General features: G+C 34.2%; 12 protein-coding genes. 4 read left to right on the plus strand and 8 right to left on the minus strand.

The features are described from left to right. The first annotated feature begins 194 nt into the window (after positions 1-194). Both yjcZ and AB1280_RS08575 read left to right on the plus strand, forming a co-directional pair. Positions 195-341 (plus strand): sporulation protein YjcZ, encoded by a 147-nt coding sequence (gene yjcZ / locus AB1280_RS08570; protein ID WP_020060434.1) that lies wholly within the window; start codon positions 195-197, stop codon positions 339-341. Between the two features lie 95 nt (positions 342-436). Then, a complete protein-coding gene (locus AB1280_RS08575) occupies positions 437-1,402 on the plus strand; it encodes a patatin-like phospholipase family protein (RefSeq protein WP_429755564.1) in 966 nt (321 codons plus the stop codon). An 81-nt stretch (positions 1,403-1,483) separates the two neighbouring features. On the opposite strand, the gene AB1280_RS08580 is transcribed toward AB1280_RS08575, so the two are convergent. The 4 genes from AB1280_RS08580 to AB1280_RS08595 form a co-directional block, all read right to left on the minus strand. Then, positions 1,484-2,185: a class I SAM-dependent methyltransferase gene (locus AB1280_RS08580; protein ID WP_429755565.1), complete on the minus strand. Its 702-nt coding sequence runs from the start codon at positions 2,183-2,185 to the stop codon at positions 1,484-1,486. A gap of 175 nt (positions 2,186-2,360) precedes the next feature. Beyond that, positions 2,361-2,672, minus strand: coding sequence for a hypothetical protein (locus tag AB1280_RS08585; protein ID WP_429755566.1), 312 nt, complete (start codon positions 2,670-2,672; stop codon positions 2,361-2,363). A 237-nt stretch (positions 2,673-2,909) separates the two neighbouring features. Then, positions 2,910-3,077: a DUF3933 family protein gene (locus tag AB1280_RS08590; RefSeq protein WP_090911955.1), complete on the minus strand. Its 168-nt coding sequence runs from the start codon at positions 3,075-3,077 to the stop codon at positions 2,910-2,912. Between the two features lie 27 nt (positions 3,078-3,104). Continuing rightward, positions 3,105-4,556 (minus strand): PLP-dependent aminotransferase family protein, encoded by a 1,452-nt coding sequence (locus AB1280_RS08595; protein ID WP_429755567.1) that lies wholly within the window; start codon positions 4,554-4,556, stop codon positions 3,105-3,107. A 159-nt stretch (positions 4,557-4,715) separates the two neighbouring features. Here AB1280_RS08595 and AB1280_RS08600 point away from each other — a divergent pair, with 159 nt between their 5' ends. Then, positions 4,716-5,327, plus strand: a complete 612-nt coding sequence (locus tag AB1280_RS08600) for a LysE/ArgO family amino acid transporter (protein WP_272190517.1) — start codon at positions 4,716-4,718, stop codon at positions 5,325-5,327. A 230-nt stretch (positions 5,328-5,557) separates the two neighbouring features. On the opposite strand, the gene AB1280_RS08605 is transcribed toward AB1280_RS08600, so the two are convergent. The 3 genes from AB1280_RS08605 to AB1280_RS08615 all read right to left on the minus strand — a co-directional run bounded on the left by AB1280_RS08605 (position 5,558) and on the right by AB1280_RS08615 (position 8,655). Beyond that, a complete protein-coding gene (locus AB1280_RS08605; RefSeq protein WP_272190518.1) occupies positions 5,558-6,565 on the minus strand; it encodes an LCP family protein in 1,008 nt (335 codons plus the stop codon). 295 nt (positions 6,566-6,860) lie between these two features. After that, the gene (locus AB1280_RS08610; protein WP_272190519.1) at positions 6,861-7,694 is read right to left on the minus strand and encodes a YitT family protein; all 834 of its coding nucleotides are present in this window, start codon (positions 7,692-7,694) and stop codon (positions 6,861-6,863) included. 64 nt (positions 7,695-7,758) lie between these two features. Beyond that, complete coding sequence (locus AB1280_RS08615; RefSeq protein ID WP_429755568.1) at positions 7,759-8,655, minus strand: LysR family transcriptional regulator; 897 nt, start codon at positions 8,653-8,655, stop codon at positions 7,759-7,761. A 948-nt stretch (positions 8,656-9,603) separates the two neighbouring features. Between AB1280_RS08615 and AB1280_RS08620 the strand changes: the two genes are divergently transcribed. Next, on the plus strand, positions 9,604-10,368 hold the full coding sequence (locus tag AB1280_RS08620) for an alpha/beta fold hydrolase (RefSeq protein WP_429755569.1): 765 nt from the start codon (positions 9,604-9,606) through the stop codon (positions 10,366-10,368). Between the two features lie 190 nt (positions 10,369-10,558). On the opposite strand, the gene AB1280_RS08625 is transcribed toward AB1280_RS08620, so the two are convergent. After that, positions 10,559-12,370, minus strand: a complete 1,812-nt coding sequence (locus AB1280_RS08625) for an acyltransferase family protein (protein ID WP_429755570.1) — start codon at positions 12,368-12,370, stop codon at positions 10,559-10,561. Between the last annotated feature and the right edge of the window lie 314 nt (positions 12,371-12,684).

Consider the following 12,684-nt stretch of genomic DNA (forward strand, 5'->3'; position numbering starts at 1 on the left):
TTCTTTCATTTTTATCTTTCCATCTATCTCCACTGCCCATTATGAAAAAGGGCTTGTTCATTATAATCGAAATGCCTTCCTAACACATAATATACAGTGTTCCTACAAACATGCAAACTTATCATCCTTTGTAAGACATCCTCATAATTCCCACTTTGTTTACCCAAAATTTTTATAGTTAGGAGGAAATAAATATGGGTTATGGATATGGCGGTTGTGGATATGGTTACGGCGGTGGAGGATATGGCGGTTGTGGATTTGGCGGTTTTGCTTTATTAATCGTTTTATTTATCCTTCTTATCATCATTGGAGCGAGCTGCACCGGCGGCTTTTTCTGCTAAGTAATCTTAAACAACTATTGTAAAAAAGCACGTGTTTGTCGTGCTTTTTTATTTTCTTTAACTGAATAAATAATAAATTGAAAGGAACCGCGATTATGAAAATAGATGGTGTCTTTGAAGGTGGCGGAGTTCGAGGAATTGCACATGTTGGAGCAATTTGCGCATTAGAAGAGCATGGTTATGAATGGGAGCGAGTAGCCGGCACATCAGCCGGTGCTATTATAGCTGCACTGCTCGCATGCGGTTATACAGGAAAAGAATTGAGAACAATTATAAATGATGCTAATTATACAAACTTTCTCACAAAAACATGGTTGGATAAAATCCCCTTTATCGGAAAAGGAGTAAATGTATGGTTCAAAATGGGAATATATAAAAATGATTTTATAGAACAATGGTTGGAAGATTTACTATCTCAAAAAGGAGTTTATTGTTTTAGCGACTTATCTAATCCCAACGGTTTAAAGATTGTTGCTTCTGATATTAGCAATGGTAAAATGGTCATTTTTCCCGACGACTTACCGCAATATGGATTTTCAGATAAAAAATTTTCTATTGCAAAAGCAGCAAGAATGAGCAGTACGATTCCTTTCTTTTTTCAACCTGTAAAATGGAAAACTCCTAAGTGGAAGCAACCTTGCTATATGCTTGATGGGGGTATTCTCAGTAATTATCCGATATGGATTTTTGACTCATCAAACATCCCACGCTGGCCTACTTTTGGATTTCATTTCGTGAAAGCCGAAATTCAAGCTGAACCTGTGCATTATGAGGAACCTGTTTCCATGTTTAAAGGATTATTTAAAACAATGATGCAAGCCCACGATTTACGCTATCTCAATACAGAAGCAAGGGCACGCACAATTAAAATCCCTACTGGAAATATTACAAGTACAAACTTCAATTTAAGTGATGAAGAAAAAGAATGGCTTTTTCATTCTGGCTATCGAGCAGCTGAGAAGTTTCTAAGCGCTTGGAATTTTAAACAGTATATACGTCAATATCGTAGCGAACCATCTCGCGCTTTACACAGCCAAACTACTAATTATGATAAGCAATAATATAAAACTTCGAGCAGTAAAATTTTAATTTAGTTCTTCTTTCCTTCAAAACGTAAATTCAAAAAACTTACTTATATATTTTCAAAGGGTTTTCTTTACACAACAAGTAATTGCATTTGTTTTTAATAAAACTGGCTGTCCATCCCTTACAATCTGATATTCTAGCGGTTTTACTTCTACGTTTAGTTCTTCCCATCCTGTATATACCTTGCCTAGTAAACAAAGCATATCTTCTGTTGAAAGATTTACTTCAAATAAAGGATTCAATCTTACATTTGTGTTCATATCAATTTCTTCTACACTAGAATTTATTACAATATAATTAACTCCGTTATCTTTCGTCCCAATTTTCATATTATGCAATACTTTTTCCAAGGTATTTTTACAAGGGACATGCTCTAAACTAGATACAGCCACAATGTAATCGTATTCATTTGTGATAATTTGATACTCTTCAATATGACTCTCTACAGTTCGAATACGATCAGCAACGTTAAAATCATAACTATATTGCTGCAATCGATGCAGTGCGGAAAAGAGCAAGTCTACACATACCACTTTCCCTGCTTTCATTCTTTGCGCAATCGGAATACTGTTTCTGCCAACCCCGCATCCAAAATCCAATACAGTAACGCTTTGTTGATTTTGAAATAAATTCATCATCTCAATAACACCCGAAACTGGCTTATGTAACCATGATCCTTCTTCAAATAATTTATGATTAGAATAACAATGTTCGTGATACTCTTTTTCTTTCTGTCTTATATGTTGAATTCGGCTCATTCTTCTCCCCCTTTGGCATATATTCTTCTATGAATATTTAATATCTCCGTCAAAATTCAACTTCTCTTCGTACAAAAAAATTTGTTCATGTTTTCTAATTCATTTTCACTGAAGAAAACAAATATCCAATCCTACTAAGTAATATCATGGGAGAGGATTTTTATAATACCTTTTATCATGGCATTGGGTTTAACATCCAAGCTAACATAAATGAGAAAAAGATAAATATAAGCATAAACGCATATAAACTAAACGCCCATACCGCACGTTTCCGACTCTTTTGTTTTGTAATCATTCCCATTACGGAACACACTAATCCAACTTGTATCATCACATAGGCATATTCTCCTATAAATACATCTTCTAACATCATAGTAATATTTATATATAATAAAGTGATTAACGCTAACAACAAGGAAAATGTTCCTAACCACGTTTCTTGTTTATACATACCTGTTTTTCGTTTTCTTAAGAATGCCAATTCCATCCCCCTTTCACATATAACACGTTCTTACATCACGAAAAGTTGCAGAAAACACAAAAAATTTTATGATTAATCTTCCAAATAATAACTATCTATTATAATATCAAAAAATATGTACGTAAGGAAAAGTGCTACTTTCGTTAATAAGGGCTGTACGGACAATTGTTCCCTTCTCCTTTCATCATAGGAGTCTTACTACACACAAATAAAAAGACGGTAGCCATAATGGCTACCATCCTGTTACGGATATTGCAATCCCTCTGCTTCTTCCTCCGTAATAACTATATAACGCTCTCCCGTTCTTAACCCTAACAGTTCTGCTTTTTCAATCGCTTCTTGTTTTGTTTCTGCATAAGCAGCTAAATATTTTGTTCCATTTATCACTTGGCAAATGACATAGCGTTTCATTTTTATTCCCCTTTTATCTTATCGTATTTATTGTTCTATTTCTTGTATAATTCGTGCAAGCTTTTCAATTCCTTTTTCAATATCGTGCAGTGATGCATAAGAGTAAGAAATTCGCAAATGTTGCTCAGCGTGCCGATCATACAAATTGCCTGGATTCAGTAAAATACCTTCTTGTAAAGCTTTATAAAATAGTTCCTGCATAGAAATTTTCAAATTTATATGTAACCAGATGTAAAAACCACCTTCTGGTACATTCCACGTTGCAATATGCGCAAAATGTGTTTTCAATGCATGCAATGCAATATCCCTACGCATTTGTAACTGTCGTCGAATATAATCTAAATGTTCTTCGTACAATCCGCCCAAAAGCCACTGAGCAGCAACTCGTTGTGACAAAGAACTTGATCCATAATCTGTTTGCATTTTAATATCTGCTAATCGATTAATAACAGCCTCTGGTCCTACAATCCAGCCAATTCTCAAACCTGGACTAATTATCTTAGACATACTTCCTATGTAAAGAACACTCCCACTTCTATCATACGCTTTTAATGGCTTTGAAGATGGCGAGCCAAACCACAAATCTTGATACACTCCATCTTCTACTATAGGTAGACCAATTTCATTACAAGTTTCTACAAGCGTCTTTCTTCTCTCGTGACTCATCAAGGTACCAGTCGGATTATGAAAAGAAGGAATAGTATAAAGCAGCGAGCCATGAAATTGCTTTTTATATTTTGAGATAAGTGTTGGTTGTATTCCATCTTGATCCATCGGAATACCAATTAAACGCATCCCTGCTGACTGAAAAATGTTAAGAGAATATAAGTAAGAGGGTTTTTCTACTAAAATTGTTGCTCCTTTTTGTAATATCCCCATAGAAATTAACTGTAAAGCCTGAATGCCGCCTGAAACAACTAAAATAGTTGAAGGAGATGCTTGTATTCCTAACGTTTGTAAATACTTTGCTAGCTGCTCGCGTAGTAAAATATCCCCTTTTGGTTCTTCATACCCTAAAGGTATATACTGCCTCGAAAGTATATTCATAATATGCTTGGTCTTCTCTTGCGGCAAAAGTTCTGACGAAAGTTCACCTGTTCCTAATCGAATGATATTTGGATCAAACTCTGCTCGGTTAATTTCTCGAATTGTAGGTAAATTAGGATAATGCATTCCAGTATCAACATATGAACTCCAATTCAAAGGTGCCGAAGAAGTTAATAGCCCCCATGTGTTATTTATTACTCTCGTTCCTTGTCTTCCTTTTCCTTCGATTAATCCTTGAGCAGCTAATTCATCTAATGCAGTAACAATTGTACTTCTGTTCACTTTAAAGGCATCAGCTAACGTTCGTTGAGACGGTAATTTCGTACCGATTGTCCATTCTCCATTTGCAATTTTCTCTTTTATATAGTCTTCAATTTGCTTATATAAAGGAATTGGTGACAAAGTATTGGGTTTCCAATCAAGCTGTTCCATAATATCACTCCAATTTTGTTTCTACAATTACAGTATTTATTTTGGTTGGGTCATCGTCCATCCATATGGATGGATACAATTCATATTTCGCTTTATATACTAGACACCAATAAGTAAATTATTACACCCCAAAAACGCTTTTACATAGGAGGTAAAAAAATGAGTGAAGCATTTCTTCATGGTATCATTCTTGCATTTGGACTTATTATACCTTTAGGTGTACAAAATGTGTTTGTTTTTAATCAAGGTGCCAGTCAATCTACATTATTTAAAGCTGCTCCAGTTGTTATAACAGCGGCAACCTGTGACACTATTTTAATTTTGGTTGCTGTACAAGGTGTATCTCTTGTACTATTAACATTTTCCTGGTTAACAACTGCACTTTACACAATTGGATTTTTCTTTCTTCTTTACATGGGATGGGCAATATGGAAAAGTGAACCTACCGCGTCCAAAAATGAAGAACAAACAATCACTATAAAAAAACAAATTGTATTTGCAGCTTCTGTCTCTTTATTAAATCCACATGCTATTTTAGATACGATTGGAGTGATTGGAACAAATTCCATTCAATATATAGGAACTGAAAAATGGGCATTTACCTTCGCAACAATTTTCGTTTCTTGGTTATGGTTTATCGGATTAGCGATTGCTGGACGGATACTAGGGAAAGTTGATGCATCCGGAAAACGAATACAACTATTAAATAAAATTTCTGGTGTGATTATTTGGGGTGTTGCGTTTTATATGTTAGCGAAACTATTCACATAATTACATTCCACTATCGAAAATATCCTTATATAGCTAAGAAACACCCTTCGCGATTTAGACGGTATCTCTTAGTTATCATTTTAAGAATTTTTTCCCGGCAACTTGTTTTAACAATGTATGATGTAAAAAAATAACGGCCCTGTTATATATGTTCTAAAATTCATACATAACGGAGTGCTGCTCATGATAATAACAAATAGAAAAAGGTTAGCAAAAAGCCAACCTTTTTCTTATTTATTGGATACTGATTTTTCAGCAATCCCAAGGTGATCATTCAATTGCTTTGATATTTCTTTTACATTTTTCTCATCTGGTTGATAATAATAAATACCTTTAATACGTTTGTCTGTACCTTGTACTTGTAGTTTTTCTAACTTCAAGTCTGTTCCTGCCATATTTTTTGTAATTGCCAACATATCATTGAAGGTTAAGTTTGTTTTCAAGTTTTGATCTACTGCATCTAATAATGGACTAAGTTTTGTAATGGAATTAACTGATACTGCTTTTTTGATAATTGTTTCGATTACAAGTTGCTGTCTTTGACCACGCATTGCATCGCTATCAATTTTCCGTGTTCTCGCTAATGCGAGCGCTTGTTCTCCATTTAAATGTTGGTACCCTTTTTCAAGATGGATGGCACCAGCCTGGTCTTTACTATCTTGTTCCGTAAAAGTAACCGGGACATCAATATCAATACCACCAAGTGAATCTACTATTTTAATAAATGATTCAAAATTAAATTTCACATAGTAATCAATAGGAACATTTAAAAAGCGTTCAACCGTATCACGTGTGCTTTCCACCCCGCCAAATACGTGCGCATGCGTAATTTTATCTAATTTCTTTTTTGAAGGTATATATACGCGCGAATCGCGAGGAATGCTAACTAACTTTACTGATTTATCATCTTTATTGATTGTCGCTAATAACAAGGCATCCGTACGAACCGCTTCACCATATTGACTTTTCCTTTGCTCACTTTCATCTACACCCATAATTAAAACAGAAATATTATCTTTTAAAGGAGCCACTTCTGTATCGCGTTTATCAGACTTATTTATTTCAGCGTATGAATTACTTACAACCGCTTTTGCTTTACTATATATAAAGGAACTGTAGCCTATTCCTCCAATAACAAGAAACAGCACAGGAATTATTAAAAACCATATAAAAACTCTTTTTTTAGAGCGCTTCCTTTTCTTTTCACTTCTACTTGTTACCTCCATGTCTGTTTTCATTTCACTTCTCCTTTCAAAGCATCTTCTATTAATTTAATTGAAAAGTAACACCCATAGAATCGAATTACATTTCAGCAACCTTACATTTTTGTAAGAATTCATAATACAAAAAGAATAGCTTTTCGTTACAAAAATACATCGTTTTATTATAATATAACTATATTGAAATTAAAACAGATATTTTATAAATTCCGAGTAATTCCCCTCTCAATTGCCATGATTTCCAACATAGAACCATAATAACTTTTTACTATACAAAAAAATCTAGCCTCCAATTATTTGAAGGCTAGATTTTTTAACTTGCTTTAAAGCCGCCGCCTAATACATCTCGTACATCATGAATAACGACAAAGGCATTGTTATCTTTTCGGCTCACAACTTGTTTTAATTGAACAAGTTCTTGTTTATTAATAACAACATATAACACTTCCTTATTATTTCCTGTGTAACCGCCTCGTCCTTCCAATACTGTTACACCACGTGTCATATTTTGCATAACGGCTTCTCGAATAATATCTGGATAATTTGAAATAATAGTCACTGCTGTTTTTGTATCTAACCCTTCCACAATAAAATCAATAACCTTTGCACCGATAAAGACCGCAACAAGTGTATACATAGCTTTCTCTTGTCCAATAATAAATACTGAGCCAGCAATAACAACGATATCGATAATGAGTACACCTTTTCCAACGCTCCAGCCTAAATATTGATTTGCTAACCTAGCTATAATAGCTGAACCGCCTGATGTACCACCCGCACGAAACATACATCCTAAACCAACCCCAACAAAAACTCCTGCAAACAGAGCTGCTAATAATGTATCATTATTTACTGGAGTTGCCACACCTTCTGTGATATACAAAAAGAATGATGTGGATATAATCCCAAGAATTGTATATATCATCGTTTTCTTATCAAAAAATTTATAACCAATTGCAAGTAAAATGGCATTCATTATTAAGTTTACAGTACCAGGAGACCAGTCAAACAAATAGTAAGTAATTACCGTAAGACCGATAATTCCTCCTTCTGATAATCGATTTGGAATAGCAAAAAAGTTAATTCCAATCGCGAATAATAGCGATCCAACTACAACAAGTATAATTTCTTTCATACGTTCATTCATTACGTTTTCCTCCCGTCTATTCCTAGGTGTTTCTTTTATTCTAATCTCTATACACCTTAGGAAACTAAATTGTCTCTCGCCAGTTCTCTGCATGTTTCTCTATCATTTCTATCAGCTTCTTCATCGCTGGAGTCAACCATTTATTTTTATGATACGCCAGTTCAGTTGTAACAAAATCCTCACTGTACATCCACGGCAGCGCGATTAATTTTCCACGCTCAATTTCTTCCTTAACTGTAATAAGCGGTAAATACGATAACCCTAGCCCGCACATAACAGTTTGTTTAATTGCCTCGATACTCCAAAAATGAATACGTGAACAGCTAATCCCTTCTTCTTTTAGCCATTTTTCTAGTAAGTCTCGATAACTTCCTGGCTCAGTAAGCAATAACATTTCTCCTTCCAAATCAGCAGGAGTAACAACTTTTTTCTTCGTTAACGGATGCCCCGGCGGAGCAACAAGCACAATCGTTTCTCTAACAAGTGAACGAGTGACAATATCGACACCTAGTTTTTCTGGATTTGTAAATAAAGCAAAATCAAATTTTCCTGACTTCAATTCATTATGCAACTCCTGGCTCTCTGATGGCTGTAAAATGATATGGACTTGCGGATACTTCTTTTTAAATTCATATAAAATAACAGGTAATCGATATATCATTAAAGACTCATTTGCCCCAATACGTATCGTTCCTGATGGTTTGCCGTTCATTTGAGATGATTCCAGTGCCTCATTTGATAATGCCAATATTTTTTGCGCGTAAGAAAGCATATGCTCTCCTACTTCAGTTAAAACTATCTTTTTACCGAGGCGATCAAACAACGGACTTCCAATTGCTTCTTCCAAAGATTGAATATGATTTGTGATTGTTGATTGGGTATATCCGAGTCTTTCCCCAGCCCGTGTAAATCCTCCGCTCTCTGCTACAATAATAAAAGTTTTCAAATGACGCAGCTCCATAATAATGCCTCCTGTTGTACAATCATTATTTCATCCTCAATAGCATAAATTACGGTTTATGTATGTATAAAGATTACAAGATTTTGGTATCATCAATTCATTATTATAACTACATTTCCATCATAATGAAAAATGATATTAGAAAATATATGAAATAAAACCTTTTCTCAAACACCTATGAAGCTAACTATTCTCATAGAAATAGTTAGCTTCATAGGTAAACTTTATACATTTTTAATCTTTCACATCTAAATTAAAAACGAAAGAAAATAGCTAACAGTCCTATACACTCACCTAATCGCTATTATATATTTATAATAGAAATAAATAAAATGAATTATTTTAATAGAAACCATTAAAAAAAATGATGGATGACTGTAATTAAAAGACATGAAATTCAGTTCGCATAGTTTTCACTATACTTTTACAAAATGAATACTATACAAATACTTGGAAGATCCTCTTTTTTTGATAACTACGTCAGCAATTAATAAATTGAATTATTTTACAGTTTCCGATATACCTAAGATTAATACACCCATGTTGGAAAGTTATCTTTACAACTCATACAATCATCTGGTATTATTACCTGGTACTTAAAGATAGTTATACTCAATCTACTAAACATGAAAAACAACTTAACTTATATAGATATTTTGATTTCCTCTGCGTATAAGTCGATTCTTTGCAGAATAAAAAATGACCTACACTTGCTTTCTCTCTTTGTTTTAAACCTTGCATGTGAAAGGAAAAGGCACTGACCGCTTCTATGCATGGCCAGATGCTCTCGCCCCCTAAAAAAAGGGGCATATGATTTCTATTATTATATAAAGTTATATTCTTTATCTATTTCAATATTCCGAGCATAATCAGTGCCTAAGCTTACTAGCGATAACAACATTCTAGTAGAACATATTTTTCTACCATAGACTTGAAAGGGGCATACTTTTGCAAACAAAAAAAGAGTTTGAGAAAAAAACTATTATATTCATTCATGGATTAGTTGGAAATCGTCGTGCATTTAAAAAAGAGTGTAAACTATTTTCCTCATCTTATAACATCATCACGTACGACTTACTTGGCCATGGTGATGACAAAGGACAAGCCATTGATTTTTCTTTAGATCGATTAGTAGAGCAATTATCTGATTTATATGAAAAAGAGGGGATCCAGCAAGCTCACATTTGCGCCCTAAGCTATGGATGCTATATTGCCACTTTATTTGCTCATAGGTACCCGGAAAAAGTATTAAGTCTTTGCCATATTGGAGGTCATTACAATAACCCCTCTAAGTTATTTAATGTCTTTCAAAAGTTTTGGGACAAACGTAATAATGAGTACTCTTCTTGGCTTTATCAGTATGCAAGTACTATATTTCCAAGTGGCATTCTAAAAGCAAACCCATTTGCGATCGTTTCCAAAAACATTTACTATCGATTTGGATTACAATTACACAGATCTATTATTCGAGAGTCACTAAGGCATCGTTTGGAATTCGATTTAAAATCCCGATTACGAGAACTAACGCAACCAATTTTATGGGTAATGGGAGAACATGATCATCTCTATAAATCTTGTTTATTTGATTTAAAGTCTATCCTTCCAAATGTTTCATATAAAGAAATCCCATTAGCCGGTCATGCTGCAAATATTTTTCGCCCAAATTATTTTTACGATTTGTACTCTCACTTTTTACAAAATACATCATCATAATATAATAAAGAGAGTCACGTTCAAACGCGACTCTCTTCTCATATGTAAACTAAATGTAAGTGCAATCTCACTTTTTTCTACCTATCTAATCCATATATTTGAAATTTGCATGCATATAAAAATATATTTAAAAATAAGGTTCTTCACATCTAAGTGATAGCAAGTAAAATAATATCGATTTGCTATTACTCTACTTTTTAATACTCTGCACTACAAGTGTAGTATATGCATCTTCCCCTGCTTTCGTCAAGTGAACCCCGTCCGGTTCAAAATATTCCTTCTTCCCAGCACTTGCTGAATACCAATCAACTAGCGTAATATTTGGGAATTTTGACGCTGTTTCTTTTAACTTGTTATTCACCACTGATTCCCATGGTCGCGGCACTCTTGTATTTACCAATATAACTTTACGCTCATTACCTATTGACTTCATTAATGATGTTATTTGCTCAGTCGTAAATGCTCCGTTTGTACCCAATCCAATAATAACACATTGACCTAAAGTACCCTCTTTTTTCATTCTGTCAACCGCAGTGGTCGCTTCAGACATTTGCCTTCCAATCTTTGCATCAATATTAATATTAGGAAATGCATTTTTTAAGTTTGGAGTGACATCGATCATAATTGAATCTCCAATAGCTGTCATCGTCGCAGATTCTTTAGACTCCGTAGAATGAACTTCTTCTTTATTTTCTGCTGGTTTATTAGCGGGTTCTTCAAAAACTACATCTGGATGCTTAGGCTGATCTTTTTTCTCCGTTTGTACCGACTCTACTTTATTCCTAGTATTCTCTTTTGCTTTACCTGCCGTTGATAAACCAAAACTAGCTGTCATCGTAACAAATATTGCAAACACTAAAGCTAACTTACCACCTATCGCTAAGTTTCTTATTCTAAAGTTACGCAAACGAAGATTCTTCAATGCGCCTTTACGAATTGGATTTTCGATAAATTTCCATGAAATTTGTGCCATAAACAAAATAAGAAAAAATTGAAAAATAGCTCTTGTGAGCTGAAATTCCCCAGCACTTCCTTGCGGACTTGTTAATGTGATAATCGGATAATGCCAAAGATATATCCCATAAGATCGAACACCAACCCAACGTAAAGGTCTAAATCTTAAAAATACACTAATACGGCTAGCTGGATGAGCAAGATTCGCAACTAATATTGCCGTAGCAATCGATAAAAGGAACATTCCTCCGCGATATAAGAATGGTTCATATTGATTCGTCTTCCAAAACATACCGAGAATAACAATAAGAGCTATCCCTCCAATTACATCAAGAACAAGACGAGCTTGTGGGATAATTTTCTGAGCCAATCTACTGCTCGGCCAAATGAAAGCAAGTGCTGCACCAATCAGTAAAGAAAACGCTCTAGTATCGGTACCGTAATAAACTCTACTTGGATCGGCCCCTGGTACATATATCATTGCCATCGCGACAGCTGAAGCAATCGCTCCGAGAAAAATAAATAAAGTCAGACGTGATTGTTTTTTTACATACGAAAGTCCTAAACCAATGATAAGCGGCCAGACTACATAAAACTGTTCCTCAACAGCTAACGACCAAAAATGATTTAGTGGAGAAACTGTACCAAAACTATCAAAATATGATAACTTGTGATAAATATACCACCAGTTACTAAAATAAAATAAAGCTGCTACTGAATCTCCACGCATTTTCCAAAGTAATGAGTTATGAGAAATTGTAATCCACGCTAAGGTTATAACGAGCATGACAAACATTCCTGGAAGTAATCTCCTCGCCCGGCGCAGCCAGAAGTTCTTTAAGTCAATTTTTCCTTTTTCCTTCCATTCAACAACAAGAATATCCGTAATTAAATAACCCGAAAGGACAAAAAACACAGTAACACCTAAAAATCCTCCAGGCAACCAGTTAAAATTGATATGATACAAAATAACACCTAGTATGGCTAGGCCTCTTAGACTATCTAATCCAACCATATAACGACTATTTTTCTTTACTGGTGTGGGCATTCTAGTCACCCCATCTTTCTCTAAAAACTATGTAAATATTTACATTTCGAAATTCTACCAATTCCACTTAACAAGTATAAACGAAATTCATTAGAAAAGGTTTACAAAAATAGTACATTATCGTAATAAACATACTTATCTTGTATAATAATGCACACAATACATAAAATTTTACCATATCATCCATTATTATAGAATTGTTTGTGCAAATATAAATAAATTTTTTCATTTCACTTTCTTTATCCAAAATAAATTAAAAAATAAAAATAGCCTAAGACAAAATACATGACTTAGACTATTTTTGTATAAACAAT

The sequence above is a fragment of the Bacillus sp. S10(2024) genome (genome assembly GCF_050473865.1).
Classification (GTDB): domain Bacteria; phylum Bacillota; class Bacilli; order Bacillales; family Bacillaceae_G; genus Bacillus_A.